The sequence below is a fragment of the Actinoplanes sp. NBC_00393 genome, assembly GCF_036053395.1.
Lineage (GTDB): Bacteria > Actinomycetota > Actinomycetes > Mycobacteriales > Micromonosporaceae > Actinoplanes.
Genome location: NZ_CP107942.1, coordinates 2,221,612 through 2,238,174 on the forward strand (window position 1 = coordinate 2,221,612; position 16,563 = coordinate 2,238,174).

Annotated in this window: 17 protein-coding genes and 1 riboswitch; of the genes, 13 read left to right on the forward strand and 4 right to left on the reverse strand. The window is 69.6% G+C overall.

Annotation, left to right across the window (positions count from 1 at the left end; all coding sequences use genetic code 11):
• The first annotated feature begins 12 nt into the window (after positions 1 to 12).
• Complete coding sequence (locus OHA21_RS10125; protein WP_328472523.1) at positions 13 to 1,401, forward strand: SLC13 family permease; 1,389 nt, start codon at positions 13 to 15, stop codon at positions 1,399 to 1,401.
• A 223-nt stretch (positions 1,402 to 1,624) separates the two neighbouring features.
• Here OHA21_RS10125 and OHA21_RS10130 read toward each other — a convergent pair whose 3' ends face one another.
• Complete coding sequence (locus tag OHA21_RS10130; protein WP_328472525.1) at positions 1,625 to 3,616, reverse strand: xanthine dehydrogenase family protein molybdopterin-binding subunit; 1,992 nt, start codon at positions 3,614 to 3,616, stop codon at positions 1,625 to 1,627.
• The gene (locus tag OHA21_RS10135; protein ID WP_328472527.1) at positions 3,613 to 4,122 is read right to left on the reverse strand and encodes a (2Fe-2S)-binding protein; all 510 of its coding nucleotides are present in this window, start codon (positions 4,120 to 4,122) and stop codon (positions 3,613 to 3,615) included. Before OHA21_RS10135 ends, OHA21_RS10130 begins: the two co-directional genes overlap by 4 nt.
• A gap of 17 nt (positions 4,123 to 4,139) precedes the next feature.
• Here OHA21_RS10135 and OHA21_RS10140 point away from each other — a divergent pair, with 17 nt between their 5' ends.
• Positions 4,140 to 5,174 carry a hypothetical protein gene (locus tag OHA21_RS10140; protein WP_328472529.1) on the forward strand — a complete coding sequence of 345 codons (1,035 nt, stop codon included), beginning with the start codon at positions 4,140 to 4,142 and terminating at the stop codon, positions 5,172 to 5,174.
• 195 nt (positions 5,175 to 5,369) lie between these two features.
• On the opposite strand, the gene OHA21_RS10145 is transcribed toward OHA21_RS10140, so the two are convergent.
• Positions 5,370 to 6,035, reverse strand: a complete 666-nt coding sequence (locus OHA21_RS10145; RefSeq protein WP_328472531.1) for a hypothetical protein — start codon at positions 6,033 to 6,035, stop codon at positions 5,370 to 5,372.
• A gap of 79 nt (positions 6,036 to 6,114) precedes the next feature.
• Positions 6,115 to 6,229, forward strand: a riboswitch (SAM riboswitch).
• 10 nt (positions 6,230 to 6,239) lie between these two features.
• Between OHA21_RS10145 and OHA21_RS10150 the strand changes: the two genes are divergently transcribed.
• The 9 genes from OHA21_RS10150 (at position 6,240) to nadE (ending at position 12,753) form a co-directional block, all read left to right on the forward strand.
• Positions 6,240 to 6,863: a GNAT family N-acetyltransferase gene (locus OHA21_RS10150; protein ID WP_328472533.1), complete on the forward strand. Its 624-nt coding sequence runs from the start codon at positions 6,240 to 6,242 to the stop codon at positions 6,861 to 6,863.
• Between the two features lie 12 nt (positions 6,864 to 6,875).
• The gene (locus OHA21_RS10155) at positions 6,876 to 7,232 is read left to right on the forward strand and encodes a hypothetical protein (RefSeq protein WP_328472536.1); all 357 of its coding nucleotides are present in this window, start codon (positions 6,876 to 6,878) and stop codon (positions 7,230 to 7,232) included.
• Positions 7,233 to 7,234: 2 nt separating this feature from the next.
• A complete protein-coding gene (locus tag OHA21_RS10160; protein WP_328472538.1) occupies positions 7,235 to 7,882 on the forward strand; it encodes a class I SAM-dependent methyltransferase in 648 nt (215 codons plus the stop codon).
• 114 nt (positions 7,883 to 7,996) lie between these two features.
• On the forward strand, positions 7,997 to 8,326 hold the full coding sequence (locus tag OHA21_RS10165) for a PadR family transcriptional regulator (protein WP_328472540.1): 330 nt from the start codon (positions 7,997 to 7,999) through the stop codon (positions 8,324 to 8,326).
• Between the two features lie 13 nt (positions 8,327 to 8,339).
• A complete protein-coding gene (locus tag OHA21_RS10170) occupies positions 8,340 to 9,197 on the forward strand; it encodes a pentapeptide repeat-containing protein (protein WP_328472542.1) in 858 nt (285 codons plus the stop codon).
• 9 nt (positions 9,198 to 9,206) lie between these two features.
• The gene (locus tag OHA21_RS10175) at positions 9,207 to 9,977 is read left to right on the forward strand and encodes an ABC transporter ATP-binding protein (protein ID WP_442875086.1); all 771 of its coding nucleotides are present in this window, start codon (positions 9,207 to 9,209) and stop codon (positions 9,975 to 9,977) included.
• Positions 9,977 to 10,738 (forward strand): ABC transporter permease, encoded by a 762-nt coding sequence (locus tag OHA21_RS10180; protein WP_328472544.1) that lies wholly within the window; start codon positions 9,977 to 9,979, stop codon positions 10,736 to 10,738. The genes OHA21_RS10175 and OHA21_RS10180 overlap by 1 nt, the downstream gene beginning before the upstream one ends.
• A gap of 105 nt (positions 10,739 to 10,843) precedes the next feature.
• Positions 10,844 to 11,923 (forward strand): M15 family metallopeptidase, encoded by a 1,080-nt coding sequence (locus tag OHA21_RS10185; RefSeq protein ID WP_328472546.1) that lies wholly within the window; start codon positions 10,844 to 10,846, stop codon positions 11,921 to 11,923.
• Positions 11,924 to 11,961: 38 nt separating this feature from the next.
• Positions 11,962 to 12,753 (forward strand): ammonia-dependent NAD(+) synthetase, encoded by a 792-nt coding sequence (gene nadE, locus OHA21_RS10190; protein WP_328472548.1) that lies wholly within the window; start codon positions 11,962 to 11,964, stop codon positions 12,751 to 12,753.
• Here the strand turns inward: nadE and OHA21_RS10195 are convergent, their stop codons facing one another.
• Positions 12,754 to 13,668, reverse strand: coding sequence for a LysR family transcriptional regulator (locus OHA21_RS10195; protein WP_328472550.1), 915 nt, complete (start codon positions 13,666 to 13,668; stop codon positions 12,754 to 12,756). It abuts the gene before it with no gap.
• Positions 13,669 to 13,791: 123 nt separating this feature from the next.
• On the opposite strand from OHA21_RS10195, the gene OHA21_RS10200 reads away from it, so the two are divergent.
• Positions 13,792 to 15,168, forward strand: coding sequence for an LLM class flavin-dependent oxidoreductase (locus OHA21_RS10200; RefSeq protein ID WP_328472552.1), 1,377 nt, complete (start codon positions 13,792 to 13,794; stop codon positions 15,166 to 15,168).
• The gene (locus OHA21_RS10205) at positions 15,165 to 16,562 is read left to right on the forward strand and encodes an NtaA/DmoA family FMN-dependent monooxygenase (RefSeq protein WP_328472554.1); all 1,398 of its coding nucleotides are present in this window, start codon (positions 15,165 to 15,167) and stop codon (positions 16,560 to 16,562) included. The genes OHA21_RS10200 and OHA21_RS10205 overlap by 4 nt, the downstream gene beginning before the upstream one ends.
• Position 16,563 lies beyond the last annotated feature (1 nt).

Here is a 16,563-nt window from a genome sequence, read left to right on the forward strand (position 1 = left end):
CCGGAGGCCACGATGTCGGTAGAACTCGTCTCGATCCTCATCCTCGCAGTCATCTTCCTGATCGCCACGGTCCGGCCATCGATCAACCTCGGTGCGCTCGCCATCGTGGCCGGCTTCGCCCTGGGCGTCTCCGTGCTCGACGGCGCCGACCTGGACGAGAAGGCCGACGCCGTCTTCGCCGGCTTCCCAGGCGAGCTGTTCGTGATCCTGGTCGGGGTGACATACCTGTTCGCCATCGCGTCGGCGAACGGCACAGTGGACTGGCTGGTGCAGAGCGCGATCCGGGCGGTGCAGGGCCGGATCGGGCTGATCCCCTGGATCATGTTCCTGGTCACGGCGCTGCTGACCGCGGTCGGTGCGGTAGTGCCGGCCTCCGTGGCGATCATCGCGCCGATCGGGATGGGGTTCGCGGTCCGCTACCGGATCAACCCGCTGATGATGGGCCTGCTGATCATCAACGGGGCGAGCGCCGGCGGTTTCTCCCCGATCAGCATCTTCGGCGGCATCACCAACGGCGTGGTCGAGGAGGCCGGCCTCCCCGGCAACCCGACGCTGCTCTTCCTCGCCTCGTTCTTCGTGAACCTGGCCATCAGCATCGTCGCCTTCTTCATGTGGGGCGGCCGCGAACTACTCGGCCGGCGTGTCGACCCGCCCTCCACCGCTTCTCCCTCTGCTTCCTCTTCTTCCTCCGCGCCTTCCTCGGGCTCTCCTTCCCCTGCGCCTTCCTCCGGCTCTCCTTCCCCTGCGCCGGATGAGCCTGGTGGCGGAACTGCGGTCCGCACCGAGGCGCCCGTCCCGACGCTGGACCGCAACCGGATCCTGACGATCGTGGGCCTGGTAGTGCTGACCGTGACCGCACTCTTCTTCGACCTCAACGTCGGCGTCGTCGCGATGACCGTCGCTCTGATCCTGACCCTGGTCTCACCTGCCTCGGCCAAGGACGCCGTCAACCACGTAGCCTGGCCGACCGTCCTGCTGGTCTGCGGCATCGTGCTCTACGTCGGCGTCATGCAGAGCATCGGCACCATCGACTGGCTCGGCGAGGAGGTAGCCACCGTGGGCACGCCGCTGATTGCCGCCCTGGTCATCTGCTTCATCGGCGCCGCGGTCTCCGCCTTCGCCTCCACCACCGGCATCCTGGGCGCACTGATCCCCCTGGCCGTCCCGTTCCTGACCGGTACCAATGCTGTCGGCGCCGTCGGCCTGATCACCGCCCTGGCGCTGTCCTCCTCGATCGTCGACTCCAGCCCGTTCTCCACCAGCGGCGCCCTGACCGTCGCCAACACCCCGGAGGACCGCCGCGACTACGTCTACAAGGGCCTGATGCGCTGGGGCTTCAGCATGGTCGTCATCATCCCCGTCGTCACCTGGCTGATCTTCGTAGTCCCCGGCTGGCTCTGACCGCACCACCCGAAACAGCGCTGAGCGTCAGCCAAGGCAGTCGGGCTGACGCTCACGGCTGTCTGCGCGGCCGGGAAACGACGCTGAGCGTCAGCTGAGGTAGTCGGGCTGACGCTCACGGCTGTTTGCGCGGCCGGGAGACAACACTGGGCGCCAGCCGGGGCGATGGGCTGGCGAGCCGCCGGCCGGGAGCGGAGCGAGGTGCTCGGCCGGCGGTGTGCGGTCAGCCCACCGGGAGGCCGTAGGGCATTCCGGTTACCGGGGCGGCGTCGGTGGCCAGCGCTGAGGCGATTGCGGCGGCTGCCGGTGGGTAGGCCAGCTCGCCCAGGCCGCCGATCGGGGCCGCGGATCGGACCAGCACCACGTCGATCTCCGGGCAGTCGCCGATCCGGGCCCAGGCGTAGTCGCGGAACGAGGACTGGACCACCGCGCCGTCACGGACTGTGATCTGGGCGCCGAGCACGGTGGAGAGGGCGTCGACGACGGCGCCTTCCACCTGGGCGATCACGCCGGACGGGTGGACCGGGATGCCGACGTCGACCGCCGCGGTGACCTTGCGGACCCGGCGGGTGGCGGGGTCGGCGGTCACCAGCACCGCGATCGCCGAGCCGTAGTCCAGGTGGCAGGCCACTCCGTCCGCCTTTCCGGCCCGCTCGGCGGCCGCGGAGAGGACGCCGTGCAGGCGCGAATCGGCCGGTAGCAGGCGGTGCCGGAACTCCACCGGGTCGTGGCCGCCGCGCCGGGCGAGTTCGCTGAGGAAGCACTCCTCGGCGTACCCGAACTGGCCCGCATAGACCGCCCGCCAGAATCCGGTCCGCAGCGGGGCCGGCCGTAGTGTGACCGTCACTTCGCCGGGTACGGCGTACGGAAAGTGATCTCCGCTGGCTTTGACCAGGGCTGGATTGCTGAACGGCGGGACGACGGTCAGCGGCCACGTCACCACCTGGTGCAGGCGCCCGGTGGGCAGGCCGGACGCGTCCAGGGTCGCGCTGAGCCGGTGCACCGACATCGGCCGGTACGAGTCGTGCCGCGTGTCGTCGTCCCGGGTCCAGCGCACGCTCACCGGTTGGCCCACGGCCCGCGAGCAGGCCAGCGCCTCCAGCACCGCGTCGGACTCGATGCGCCGCCCGAACCCGCCGCCGGCCAGCGTGGGCGTGACCTGGATCTGCGCCTCCGGCAGGGCGAGCACCCGGGCCAGCTGGGTACGCAGTCCGCCCGGGTCCTGCAGGGGCGCCCAGACCCGTACCCCGTCGGCCGTGACGTGCCCGGTCGCGTTCATCGGCTCCATCGGCGCGTGCGCCAGCAGCGGCAGCCGGAACACTCGTTCCGTATCGAAGTCTCCGGTGACCGGGGGCAACGCCGCCTTCAGATCGGCCAGCCAGGCGCGGCTGTCCGCGGCCGGACTGCCACCGGTCCAGGTGACGCGCAGCGCCTCCCGGCCACGCAGCGCCGTCGCGGTGTTCCGCGCGATCACCGCGACCCCGCCCTGCCCGGCGGCCGGCGCGGCGAGGGGCACCACGGCGAGCACACCGGGCAGGGCCAGCGCGGCAGAATCGTCCACCGAGGTCGCCTGGGCGCCGATCCAGGGCGGCCGGGCCACCACCGCGACCAGGCTTCCGGCCGGTGCGGACTCGGCGCCGTACCGGGCCTGCCCGGTGACGATGTCGCGGGCATCGGACCGCCCGGTCCGTGTCTTGCCGATCAGCCGCCACTGCTCCGGCGGCGTCAACGTGACCGGCACGGTGGCCGGGTCGATGGCAGCCGCCTCCCGGACCAGGGCCCGGTAGGGGAGCGAACCGTGCCGCAGGTGCTCGACCCGCCCGCGCCGGGCGGTGCACTCCGCGGCCGGGACCTGCCAGCGCGCGGCCCCGGCGGCGATCAGCAGGCATCGGGCGGTCGCCGAGGCGGTCCGCAGCGGGCCGGCGAGCTGCCGGCTCGAGGTGGAGTTCTGCACGCCCTGCGGCCCGTACCTCGCCGTGTCGCCCGGCGCCTGCTCCAGCGCGACGTCGCTGACCTCCACAGCGAGTTCCTCGGCAACCAGGACCGCGGCCATCGTCCGTACCCCCTGGCCGGTGTCCGGTTTCGGAACCGTGACCACCACGCGCCCCCGATGATCGACCCGCACGAACACGGTCGGCGCCAGTTCGCTTTTCACATCCGGGATGGGCACCGCCACGACCAGAGCCGCCCCGAGCAACGTCCGCCGGGTGATCATCGCTGCCCCCGGGCGATCTCGGCGGCCCGGCGCACGGCCGCCCGGATCCGCGGGTACGTCCCGCAGCGGCACACGTTGTCCTGCAGCGCCGCGTCGATCTGCGCGTCGTCCGGGTCCGGAACCTCGGCGAGCAGCGCCACCACCGTCATGATCTGCCCGGCCTGGCAGTAGCCGCACTGCGCCACGTCGAGCTCCAGCCAGGCCCGCTGCACCGCGTGTTCCCGCAGCCCTTCGATCGTGGTGATCCGCTCGCCGGTGGACTCGGCCACCGTCCGGACGCAGGGCCGCCCGGCCGCGCCGTCGAACAGCGAGACGCAGGACCCGCACGCTCCGACGCCGCACCCGTACTTCGGCCCGGTCAGCCCGAGCTCCTCCCGCAGCGCCCACAGCAGCGGGGTGTCGCCCGGCACGTCCACCACCCGGCGTTTGCCGTTGACCTGCAACCGGTATCGGCCCAATTTCCCCGCCTCCATCGACGTGCGCCCATTGTTCCGTCCGCTGACCATGGACAATACTGCTAGGCGTGGTAAAGGAAACAGCGTTTCGCAGCGACCGGGCGCTGCTCTGGGGCGTACCCGGTGTGGCTCTGCTGACCGGTCTGGTCTGGCTGCTCGGCCAGACCCTGGAGGTCAGCTTCCGCCCCGACCAGGGCGCCAGCTGGTACTACTGGCAGCTCCCCGAACCCACCGCGTGGACCCGGCTGTCCGCCTGGCTCGGCTACGCCGCCCACCAGATCGTCTCGTGGGGCCTGATCTGGTACGCCCAGACCCACACCCGCCGCTGGACCGCCGGGCTCAAGCCGATCAACGTGGTGGCCCTGGCCGCGAGCCTCGGCTTCGTCGCCCTGCACGCTTTGCAGACCAAGGTCTTCTACGACGGCCTGGCCCAGGACGTGTCGATCTTCAGCTCGCAGGGCTCAGTCGTCCTGCTACTGGTCGTCGTCCTGCTGATGGAGAACCGCCGGCGCGGCCTGGTGGCCGGCAAACGCGCCCCCATCCCGGCCACCGTGCTGGATTTCGCCCGCCGCTACCACGGTTACCTGTTCAGTTGGGCGGTCATCTACACGTTCTGGTACCACCCGATGGAAGGCACCAGCGGCCACCTCATCGGCTTCTTCTACGTGTTCCTGCTGCTGTTGCAGAGCAGCCTGATGTTCACCACCGCCCACACCAACCGCTGGTGGACGCTCAGCCTCGAACTGCTCGTAGCCGTACACGGCACCCTCGTCGCCTTCATGAACTCCGGCCCCGGCGGCGCCTGGCCCAAGTTCCTCTTCGGCTTCCTGGCCGTCTTCGTGATCACGCAGATGCACGGTCTGGGCCTGTCCGCCCGCACCCGCTGGCTCTTCCTGGCCACCTACCTTGCCGCGCTCATCACGGTCTACTCCGGCCGCAACCTGGCCGCCATCCACGAGGTCCTGCGCGTTCCGATGGCCGAATACCTGCTGCTGGCCGTACTTGTCCTGCTTCTCTGGCCGATAGCGCTGGCCACCCACCACTTCAGCCGCCGCCGGCGCCCCAGCGCCGACGATCCGGCACCCTTGCAGCACACCAGCTGAGCATTTCCCGGTACGCCTACCCGTCTTGCCTCGACCGCGTGCCACTCCAGCCCCCAGCGCGCCCACCTGTGGGGCCGGTCGAAGCGGGTCTCACCGTCGCCTGTCTTGTGCGAAGGTCCGCGACCGGCCGGCCGCTGCCCGCTGGCGGGGCCTGCGCGCGATCCAGCGGGACCCGCGTGGCTTGACGTGGCCACGTCACTGGCGAAGGTCTCGGCTGCCCGGGCCCGCGTCGACCGTGACGAACGGTTGCCCGTTGTTGTCGATGCGGTGCACGACCTGGCGGTCCCGGAACGCGATGTGCAGGTCGAGCCGCCAGGTGTAGTCGTTGTCGGCGCCGATCGCGCGGACCCGGATCTGCTCGGAAGCGCCCGGCGCCAGTTCCCGCTCCAGCGGTTCGGTGGTGAACGCGTCTGCTGTGGACGTCGCCCACAACGCCTCGTTCTCGTTGAGGTTGACGTGCAGGAAGGCGGCGGGCGTCCGCTCATCGTCGCGGCATCCGAAGACGTCGACGGCCTGCGGTGGCGTCCGGTCCGCGACCACGTCGGCGCCGGCCAGCAGCAGCGGCTCGGTGTGGGCGCCGATGGTCACCACGAACTCGGTGATCTGATAGTCACGGCCACCGTTCTGCTGCGCCCACGGCGCGGTGCCGCAGCCGTCCGGCGTGTCGTCGACCGTGCCGGCCGGGAAGGCCCACAGCCGGTTCCCGGAACTGCTGTCGGGCTCCACCGCGATGGTGAACCCGACGGGCAACTGCTCCTCCGCCCGGAAGTACCGGAAGTAGACGAAGGTCCCCGCCGCCGCCACCAACACCAGCGCGGCAGCGGCCGCGACCCAGGCCGTGCGTACCCGATTCCAGGCCACGGCTCACCCCCCGTCCCCGCGCCATTGTGGACAGCCCGTACCCCGACCGGCAAGGCGATCGTGCTAGTTTCGCCTCCAAGGTCATGAGTGTCAGCGCCAAGCCCCGGCTCGCTGGCCGGCAACCCTCCTGCGTGGGTGGGGTGCCCCGGGTGATGACCGGGTCCGCCGCATCCCGCGCCGGGCAAGCCGCGAACGGAGGCCGTCGTGTCCTTTCCCGCTACCCTGACCGCGCCCGTCCTGCAGGGCCGCCGCGTCCGTCTGGAGCCGCTCGACCGCCGGCACGCCGCCGACCTGGCCGCGGCTGCTGAGGAGGACCGCGGCTCGTACCGGTTCACCTGGGTGCCGTCGGCCGCCGAGGTGGACGCCTACATCGACGCGCAGCTGGCCAGGGCGGCAGCCGGGAAGCTGCGGCCGTACGCGCAGATCGACACCGGCACCGGCCGGGCTGTCGGCGCCACCGCGTACTGGGATCCGCGTCCCTGGCCGGACGGGACCGGCCTGTGCGCGGTCGAGGTCGGCTTCACCTGGCTGGCCGCGTCGGCGCAGAGCACCGGGCTGAACACCGAGGCGAAACTGCTGCTGTTCGGGCACGCGTTCGAACAGTGGCGGGTGGCCCGGCTCGACCTGAAGACCGACGCCCGCAACCGCCGGTCCCGGGTCGCGATCGAGAAGGTCGGCGCCCGCTTCGAGGGGGTGCTGCGTTCCTGGTCCCGCTCGTGGGCACCGGGTGAGGACGGCCTCCTGCGCGACTCCGCGATCTTCTCCATCACGGCGTCGGAGTGGCCGGCCTGCCGCGCCCGGCTGGAAGCACGCATTGACGTGGTGTGATGCGATCGGGTCATGCCGGCCCGCGGGGAGCAGCTCTACGAGTGCGGGCTGCTCACCGGGCCGGCCGCGATCGCCGAGGCGAAACGCCTGCAGGGCCAGGCCTTCGTGCGGCACGGGCACCTACCGCCGCAGGCGCTGACCGCGCAGGGCTGGCTGCCGTGGCACGACCGGATCGATGCGGGCCGGGTGCGGTGGTTCGGCGCCTACAGCGCCGCCGGCGACCTGGCCGCCGTGGCCCGGAAGATCAGCAGCGATGGTACGGGCGCCGGCTACCCGGCGTGGGGCGAGGTCAGCGGCTTCACCGAGCGCATCCGGGCGGCCGGCCGCGACTGGCACGGGACCGCGGACTTCCTCGACGGTCGGAGCTGAGGATGACCACGCTGTTGTGGGACGTCTACGCCCGCTGTTACGACGTGATAGAACGACTTCAGCCGTACCGGAAAATGGTCGGTGAATTGATGGCCGAGGTCCCGGAAGGGCCGCGCCGTGTCCTGGACGCCGGTTGCGGGACCGGCAATCTGACGCGCGCGGTGCGGGCCAGGAATCCCGGCGAGATCGTGGCGGTCGACCTGTCGCCGGTGATGCTGGACCGCGCTCGCCGAAAGAAGCCCCGGGTCACTCACGTGCGCGCCGACCTGAACGGCGATCTGGCGGAGTTACGCGGCCGATTCGATGTGATTCTGTGCGGCAACGTTCTCTATGCGCTGCCTGATCCCGCGAAGACGGTTGCCGTTCTGAAGGGCCGATTGATGCCCGGCGGCCGGCTGATCGTGACGACGCCGCGGGCCGGCGCCGGCGTGAAAGCCATTCTCGGCGAGCATGTACGGGAGCGCGGAATCGTCTCGCTGTGGCGCATCATCCTGCCGCTGCTGTTCGTCGGTGTGATCAACGCTCGACTGCTGGGCAGCGATGCCCACCACTTCTTCACTCGCTCGCAACTCAGCGAGCTGCTGGGTACCGAAGACATTCGTACTACCTACAGCGACCAGGCCTGGCTGGCGGTCTACCGCGCCATCTGAAGCGTTTTCGCTGTTCAACGCCTACTACTGCATGTCTCCGGGTACCCTGGCTCGGCAACTACCTTGACAGTCATAGTAGTGCGACCTACCTTGTACTTCGGGAGGTGCGGAGAGATGAGCACGAGCAAGATCACCTCAGATCTGCTGCGTGGCAACACCGACACGATGATCTTGCGGTTGCTGTCCGAGGCGGACCGCTACGGCTACGAGATCGTCAAGTTGATCGCCGAGCGCTCGCAGGGTGAATACGAGTTGAAGGAAGCCACGATGTATTCCAGCGTCCGGCGCCTGGAGGCCGACGGCGACATCACGTGGTATTGGGGCGACGAGTCGCAGGGCGGCCGCCGCAAGTATTTCCGGATCACCGACAAGGGCCGGGACACCTACGCCCGGAACAAAACCAATTGGGAGTACGCGAAGCGCGTGCTCGACACCTTGATGTGAGGGAGGCGAATCGATGAGCGACAGGCTGAACGAGTACGTGGACGGCGTTTTCGCCCCCTACGAGGGTGCGAAGAGCATCGACGAATTGAAGGCGGATCTGCTGGCCGATCTGCAGGAGCGGTTCCGGGACCTGAAGGCCGAGGGCAAGGACGACGCGACCGCTTTCGAGATGACCGTCGACAGCATCGGCGACATCGAGCAGACCGTGCGGGAGGTGTCGAGTCTGTCCCGCTCGCTGGAGCGGCAGATGGTGACCCGGTTCGACGCGAGCGACCTGAAGGAGAGCGATTTCGCCGGCGTCGTGGCCCGCGACGGGCGGTTCGAGGCGAGCGCGCTGCGCGGCTCGGACTTCTCGGGTGCTGACCTGACCGGCAGTTCGTTCCGGGCCAGCGATGTGGCGGACGCCAACTTCGACGGCGCCAACCTGACCGACGCGAACCTGACGGCTATCGAGCTGGCCCGGGCCAGTTTCCGCCGGACCGTCATGGTGCGCACCGATCTGAGCACGTCGGGGCTGGCCGACGTCCGGTTCGTCGACGTGGTGCTGACCGACGTCAAGTTGAGCAAGACGGACCTGCGGCGGGTCACGTTCGAGGGGTGCACCTTCACCGGTGTCGACTTCTCCTACTCCGACCTGCGCGGGCTGAACCTGGACGGGGCGGCCTTCACCAGCGTGAAGTTCGAGTTCGCAGCGGTCGGCAACGTCTCGTTCCGCGGCGCGACCTTCCGCGACGTGTCGTTCCGGGCCTGGAGCCGGAAGTTCCGGAACGCCATCCGCACCGTGAATTTCGACGGGGCGCGGATGGACAAGCTGACCTACGCCGGGCTCAAGGGCCTCGGCGCCAACCTGTCCAACGTGACTGTCTCCTAGGGGAGCGGAATGCAGACGATGGAATCGGCGATCCGGGTTTCCGGAGTGCACAAGTCCTACGGCAAGCTGCCGGTCCTCAAAGGTGTGAATCTCGAGGTCAAGCAGGGCAGCATCTTCGCGTTGCTCGGTTCCAACGGGGCGGGAAAGACCACGCTCGTGCGGATCCTCGCGACCCTGCTGAGACCGGATGAGGGCACGGCCACGATCAACGGGTTCGACGTCGTGTCCCAGCCCCGGCAGGTCCGCGGATCGATCAGCCTGACCGGGCAGTTCGCGGCGGTCGACGAGATCCTCACCGGCCGCGAGAACCTCATCATGATCGCGAAGTTGCGGCAGATCAAAGACTCCGGCCACATCGCCGACGACCTCCTCGCACGGTTCAGTCTCACCGACGCCGGTGGCCGGCCGGTCGGCACCTACTCCGGTGGTATGCGCCGGCGCCTCGACATCGCGATGAGCCTGATCGGCGAGCCGCCGGTGATCTTCCTGGACGAGCCGACCACCGGCCTCGACCCGGAGGCCCGGATCGAGGTCTGGCAGGTCATCCAGGGCCTCGCCGACAACGGCACCACCGTCCTGCTCACCACGCAGTACCTGGAGGAGGCCGAGAAACTGGCCGACCGGATCGCGATCCTGCACCAGGGCACCATCATCGTCTCCGGCACCCTCGCCGAGCTGCGCGAGCTGCTGCCGCCCGCGAAGGTCGAATACGTGGAACGGCAACCCTCCCTGGAGGAGATCTTCCTGGCCACCGTCGGCAGCAACCAGAAAGGCCAGTGATGAGCACCCTGACCCTGAGCAACACCGGCGTGATGCTGGGCCGGTCGATGAAGCACATCACCCGCAGCCTGGACACCATCATCACCGTCACGATCATGCCGATCGCGTTCATGCTGCTGTTCCGCTACGTCTTCGGCGGCGCGATCCAGACCGGCGCCGACAATTACACGAACTATCTGATGCCCGGCATTCTTCTGATCGCGATCGCCAGCGGCGTCTCGTACACGGGATATCGCCTGTTCAACGATCTGCAGGGCGGGATCTTCGAGCGGTTCAACTCGATGCCGATCGCCCGGTCGTCGGTGCTGTGGGGTCACGTGCTGACCTCGCTGGTGTCCAACTCGATCTCCGCGATCGTCATCATCGGCGTCGGGCTCCTCGCGGGTTTCCGCACTTCGGCCGGTGTGCCGGCCTGGCTCGCGGTGGCCGGCCTGCTGCTGTTGTTCACCCTGGCGCTGACCTGGATCGCGGTCATCGCCGGACTGTCCGCGTCCTCTCCCGACGGCGCTTCCGCATTCTCCTACCCGATCATCTTCCTGCCCTTCATCAGCTCCGCATTCGTCCCCACCGACACCATGCCGGCGCCGGTGGAAGCGTTCGCCGAGAACCAGCCGGTCACCTCGATCGTCAATTCGATCCGAGCTCTACTCGAACAGCAACCGGTCGGCAACGACATCTGGATCGCGATCGCCTGGTGCGTCGGCATCACCGTCGTCGCGTACGGATTCGCCATGGCCGCCTACCGGCGGAAGATCGCCTGATCCCCGGTTGCGAAACGGGTTGATTTCCCTGGATTCCTTCACCTCGCACGGCACGCCACCGATTCGGTTCCCCGGCGTCCGTGCGATGGGGGAGGAGCCGGCACTGTGCTTGGCAACGGGAAATCGAAGACGAAGAAGCAATGGCTGGGCCTGACCGGTCCGGCACTGATCCTGGCGGTCACCGTCGGTGCGGTGCCGGCCCAGGCTGACGTCACGGCGAATGCGGCGGCGTCCGCCGGAACGACCTGGTCGCAGACCATTCGCCGCAAGCTCAACCTGGAGACGCAGGCCGTCCAGCTCACCGCGCAGCTGCCCGCTCTCAAGGCCGCGGTGACCACCCGCAACGCCGAGGTCACCAAGGCCCGCCGGGGTCAGACTGCCGCGGAGACGACGGTGACCGGCGCGGCCGCCGCCGATCTGGCTGCCCGCACCAAGCGGATGGCGGCGAAGAAGGCGGTCGAGACGGCGAAGAAGGCGGTCAGCGCCGCCAAGAAGAAGAAGCCGTACAGCAAGAGCCGGGTCACCAAGGCCCGCAAGGCGCTGACCACGGCTGAGGCCACGTTCAAGGCCCGGCACGCCGCTGCGGGCACCGCGGCGGCGGCGCTCAAGACAGCACAGACGGCGTACGCGTCAGCGACTCGCCAGGTCACCGCAGCGGTCAACGCGCACCAGACAGCGGTCAACGCGGTCACCGGCGCCGAGGCGACGATCAAGGCCTGGCCGGCGCGGCGCACGGCCCTGACCGCGCAGGCCGCGGAGATCCGCAACCAGGTGGTGACCGAGACCCGGGCACGTTTCACCATGGAGCAGACCACCACGGTGTACGGGGTGACCGTCAACAAGATCGTCGCGACCCCGTTCAAGCGGATGCTCGACGACGCGGCGAAGGCCGGCATCCCGCTCTCCGGCGGCGGTTTCCGCACCAAGCAGCGGCAGGTCGAGCTGCGCACCATCAACGGCTGCCCCGACGTGTGGACCGCTCCGGCGTCCTCGTGCCGGGTGCCGACCGCGATCCCGGGCCGGTCGTTGCACGAGCTCGGTCTGGCGATCGACATGACGTACAACAAGAAGACCATCAACTCCCGCAGCAGCAAGGCCTTCAAGTGGATGGCCGCGAACGCCGGCAAGTACGGCTTCGTGAACCTGCCGTCCGAGCCGTGGCACTGGTCCATCAACGGGAGTTGACCGGCGGGCCGGTGCATCGGCCGGTAGCGTGCTGAGGCATGAACATCGCCAGCGAACTCGGCGTCGGCACGGACTTCGACGCGCACCGTGAGATCGAGCGGCGGGTCGCCTTCCTGGCCGACACGCTGACCGGCGCGAAGGCGTCCGCGCTGGTGCTGGGCATCAGCGGTGGCGTCGACTCGACGGTGGCCGGCCGGCTCTGCCAACTGGCGGCGGAGCGGGCCGGCGCCGAGTTCGTCGCGATGCGGCTGCCCTACGGGGTGCAGCGCGACGAGGACGACGCGCAGGCCGCGCTCGCGTTCATCCAGCCGCACCGGACGATGACCGTGGACATCCGGCCGGCCAGTGACGCCGGATACGCCGCGTTACGGGCCGGCGGGCTGGCGATCCGGGACCGCGCCCAGGAGGACTTCGTCCTCGGCAACATCAAGGCCCGGCAGCGGATGATCGCGCAGTACGCGGTGGCCGGCGCGCTGGGCGGACTGGTCGTCGGCACCGATCACGCGGCCGAGGCGGTCACCGGGTTCTTCACCAAGCACGGCGACGGCGCTGCGGACGTCGTACCCCTGGCGGGTTTGACCAAGCGCCGCGTGCGTGCCGTCGCCGAGGCGCTCGGCGCGCCCACCGGCCTGATCCGCAAGGTCCCCACCGCGGACCTGGAGTCGGAGCGCCCGGGCCTGCCCGACGAAGAGGTGTTCGGGTTCAGCTACGACCACATCGACGACTTCCTGGAGGGCCGCCCGGTCCCGCCGGACATCGAGAAGGCCATCCTGGAGCGCTACCACGCGACCGCGCACAAGCGCAGCATGCCGCCCGGCCCGCCGAGCTGATCAGGCAGTCCGGGCCGGGAGGGGTTCGCGGGCCTGCTCGCGCAGGTGTTCCAGCAGCTGGAGCACGGCGGGCAGGACCCGGGTCTGGCGGCGGTGCAGGGCGGCCATGGTGATCACCGTGGTGTCGCCGAGCAGGGGCCGGGTGACGATCAGCCCGGCCTGTTCGAGCGGGTCGCCGAGCACGCTGTAATCGGGCAGCACGGTCAGCCCGATGCCCTCGGAGACCATCATCTTGCCCATCTCGGCGCCGTCGGTGGAGTGCCAGGCCGCGGGCAGGTCGGAGCCGAAGAGCCGGTGGGCGAACCGGTACATCAGGTAGCCGGAGCGCATCGCCACGAACCGTTCGCCGCGCATGTCGTCGGCGGAGACGGCCGGCTGCGCGGCCAGGCGGTGCCCGGCCGGCAGGACCGCGGCGGGCCGGCCGGTGAGCAGCGGCACGGCCTCCAGATCGGGCGGCACGTCGTCGCCGTCGAGCAGGTTGACCAGGCCCAGGTCCAGCGTGCCCTCGGCCAGTGCCACCTGGATCTCGTCCTGCTGCATGTTGCGGATCTCGACCGCGGCGCGTCCATTGGCGGCCTGGAAGGCACGCACGGCCGGCAGCACGAGTGAGGCGGTGCCGGCGTTGACGGTGCCGATGCGCAGCAGCCGCCGGGTGGCCAGCTGGTCGCCGGCGGCCGCCTTGAGCCGCTCGACCGACTCCAGCACGTCGACGATCGGCCGCAGCAGGTCGCGGCCGGCCAGGCTGATCCGTGCGCCGGAGCGGTGTCGGTCCAGCAGGGTGACCCCGAGTTCGCGTTCGAGCTTGCGGATGGCTTCGCTGATCGCCGGCTGGGAGATGTGCAGTCGCTCACTCGCGCGGCGCAGCGAGCCGTAGCGGGTCACGGCGGCAAGGTATTCGAGCTGCTCGAATCGCATGGCGTCCTCCGTCGGGTGATCGGGGGCGGTGTGGGGGTTATCGGCAATGACTTGCACGGGACGTCTTGCGGAACCATAACCCACTAAGCCTATATTCCCGATAGAGATTGAGACGGAGAATCCATGTCTGAGAAGCCCCTGCACTTCGCTGCCTTCGTGATGAACACCGCCGGCCACATCATCCAGGGCACCTGGCGGCGCCCAACCGCCCGCCAGGCCGACTTCAACAGCCTGAACCACTGGGTCGACCTGGCCAGGACCCTGGAGCGGGGCGGCTTCGACGCGATCTTCTTCGCCGACGTGGTCGGTCTGTATGCCCCGTACCGCGGTGACGAGCGCAAGTACGTCGAGGCCGGGCTGCAGGTGCCCAGCAACGACCCGTCGGTGCTGGCCGGCGCGATCGCGTACGCCACCGAGCACCTCGGCATCGCGTTCACCGCCTCGATCCTGCAGGAACACCCGTTCAACTTCGCCCGCCGGATCTCCACGCTGGACCATGCCAGCAACGGCCGGATCGCCTGGAACATCGTCACGAACTACCTGCCCAACGCGTCGCGCAACTTCGGTCTCGACGGCCTGACCAAGCACGACGAGCGCTACGCCTGGGCCGACGAGTACGTCGACGTCACGTACAAGCTGTGGGAGGGCTCCTGGGAGGAGGACGCCCTGCTGCAGGACCGGGAGACCGGCATCCACGCCGACTACGACAAGATCCACCGGATCAACCACGAAGGCCCGCGCTACCGGGTCGAGGGTCCGCACCTGGTCAGCCCGACCCCGCAGCGCACCCCGCTGCTGTTCCAGGCCGGCGCCTCCGAGGCGGGCCGCACCTTCGCCGCCAAGAACGCCGAGGCGGTGTTCATCCAGGCCCCGAACTTGGAGGCCGCGGCCCGCGACACCGCCGACATCCGGGCCCGCGCCGTCGGGCACGGCCGCTCGGCGCACGATCTCAAGTTCTTCCAGGGGCTGCACTTCGTGGTCGGCTCCACCGAGGAGGAGGCGAAGCGCAAGAGCGACGAACTCGACCAGTGGATCGACTTCGACGCCCAGCTGTCACACATGTCCGGCGCGGTCGGCATCGACTTCGGCCACGAGGACCTGGACCGCCCGGTCGGCGAGCTGAGGACCGAGGGCGTCCAGTCGATCGTCGGCTGGATCAAGGACCTGGTCACCGACCGGGAGCCCACGCTGCGCGACGTCGCGCACTACACCGCCCACAACGGCCGGATCACCGGTACGCCCGAGCAGATCGCCGACCGACTGGCGTTGTGGCGCTCCGCCGGGGTGGACGGGATCAACGTGGTGAACGCCGAGATCCCGGGCAGCTACGAGGAGTTCGTCGACCACGTGATCCCGGTGCTGCGCGAACGTGGTCTGGCCCAGCGCGAGTACGCCCCCGGAACGCTGCGCGAGAAGCTGTTCGGCCGCGGCGACCGGCTGCCGGACACGCATCCCGCGGCGCGGTACCGCGGGACCTTCGCCCCGGTGAGCGCCGCATGAAGCGATTGATACTCAACCTGTTCGAGATGAACTGCGTCAGCCACATCACCCACGGTCTGTGGCGGCTGCCGGACAACAACCGGGAACGGTTCAACGACATCGAGTACTGGACCGAGCTGGCCCAGTTGCTGGAGAAGGGCGGCTTCGACGCGGTCTTCCTGGCCGACGTGATCGGCACCTACGACGTGTTCCGCGGCTCGGCGGCCACCTCGATCCGCGAGGGCCTGCAGATCCCCAACAACGACCCGGCGTCCGTCGTGCCGGCGATGGCCGCGGTCACCAAGCACCTCGGGTTCGGGATCACCTTCTCCACCACCTACGAGCCGCCGTTCGCCTGGGCCCGCCGGCTCAGCACCCTCGACCACCTCACCAAGGGCCGGGTCGGCTGGAACATCGTCACCTCGTACCTGCCGAACGCGGCCCGCAACTTCGGCCACGACGGCGAGGTCGAGCACGACCTGCGGTTCGCCAAGGCCGACGAGTACCTCGACGTCCTCTACAAGCTGTGGGAGGGCTCCTGGGACGACGACGCGATCGTCGCCGACCGGGACGGCAACGTGTTCGCCGACTCGTCGAAGATCCGGCCGATCCACCACGAGGGCCGCTGGTTCAAGGTCGAGGGCCCGCACCTGCCGTCACCGACCCGGCAGCGCACCCCGGTGCTTTTCACGGCGACCGCCAGCGCGGCCGGCACCGCCTTCGCCGGCAAGCACGCCGAGGTGGTCTTCACCGGCGGCCCGGACACGGCCAGCATCCAGAAGACGATCGCCGGGATCCGGGCCGCGGCGGTCTCCGCCGGGCGGCAAGCCGACGACGTACGGTTCATCACCACCGCCGGCGTCATCGTGGCTCCGACCGAGGCCGAGGCCAAGGCCAAGCTCGCCCGTTTCCAGGAGCTCGCCAGCCCCGACGGCTACCTGGCGCACGCCGGCCTGCCCTGGGACCCGACCGCCCTCCCGGCCGACGCCCAACTGGCCGAGGTCGGCGCCGAGGAGGGCAGGGCTGGCCGGTTCCGCGCCTTCGACCCGGAGCAGACCGTCGGCGACTACCTCGCCGGATTCGGCGACCTGACCCGCCAGCCGCTGCTCGCCGTCGGCAACCCCGAGCAGGTCGCCGACGAGATCGAACGCTGGCTCGACGAGGTCGGCATCGACGGCATCAACCTGCTGCAGTACCACTCCTACGACACCGCCCGCGACTTCATCGAACTCGTCGTCCCGGTGCTGCGCGACCGCGGCCGGCTGCGCCGCGAGTACGACGAGTACGAAACCCTGCGCGACCGGATCTTCGGCGCCGGCGACCGGCTGCCCGGCAACCACTTCGGTACGCGCTACCGCGGCGGAGCCCACCTCCCGGTGAGCGGCATCGCCGACCCCGAACTGACTTCGATCTAAG

Excerpts from the sequence above, each read along its gene's own strand:
- OHA21_RS10130 (WP_328472525.1), bottom strand. The coding sequence starts at position 3,616 with ATGATCACCCGGCGGACGTTGCTCGGGGCGGCTCTGGTCGTGGCGGTG.
- OHA21_RS10175 (WP_442875086.1), top strand. The coding sequence starts at position 9,207 with ATGCAGACGATGGAATCGGCGATCCGGGTTTCCGGAGTGCACAAGTCC.
- OHA21_RS10135 (WP_328472527.1), bottom strand. The coding sequence starts at position 4,122 with ATGGTCAGCGGACGGAACAATGGGCGCACGTCGATGGAGGCGGGGAAA.
- OHA21_RS10205 (WP_328472554.1), top strand. The coding sequence starts at position 15,165 with ATGAAGCGATTGATACTCAACCTGTTCGAGATGAACTGCGTCAGCCAC.
- OHA21_RS10170 (WP_328472542.1), top strand. The coding sequence starts at position 8,340 with ATGAGCGACAGGCTGAACGAGTACGTGGACGGCGTTTTCGCCCCCTAC.
- OHA21_RS10125 (WP_328472523.1), top strand. The coding sequence starts at position 13 with ATGTCGGTAGAACTCGTCTCGATCCTCATCCTCGCAGTCATCTTCCTG.
- OHA21_RS10155 (WP_328472536.1), top strand. The coding sequence starts at position 6,876 with ATGCCGGCCCGCGGGGAGCAGCTCTACGAGTGCGGGCTGCTCACCGGG.
- OHA21_RS10195 (WP_328472550.1), bottom strand. The coding sequence starts at position 13,668 with ATGCGATTCGAGCAGCTCGAATACCTTGCCGCCGTGACCCGCTACGGC.
- OHA21_RS10160 (WP_328472538.1), top strand. The coding sequence starts at position 7,235 with ATGACCACGCTGTTGTGGGACGTCTACGCCCGCTGTTACGACGTGATA.
- OHA21_RS10165 (WP_328472540.1), top strand. The coding sequence starts at position 7,997 with ATGAGCACGAGCAAGATCACCTCAGATCTGCTGCGTGGCAACACCGAC.
- OHA21_RS10200 (WP_328472552.1), top strand. The coding sequence starts at position 13,792 with ATGTCTGAGAAGCCCCTGCACTTCGCTGCCTTCGTGATGAACACCGCC.
- nadE (WP_328472548.1), top strand. The coding sequence starts at position 11,962 with ATGAACATCGCCAGCGAACTCGGCGTCGGCACGGACTTCGACGCGCAC.
- OHA21_RS10180 (WP_328472544.1), top strand. The coding sequence starts at position 9,977 with ATGAGCACCCTGACCCTGAGCAACACCGGCGTGATGCTGGGCCGGTCG.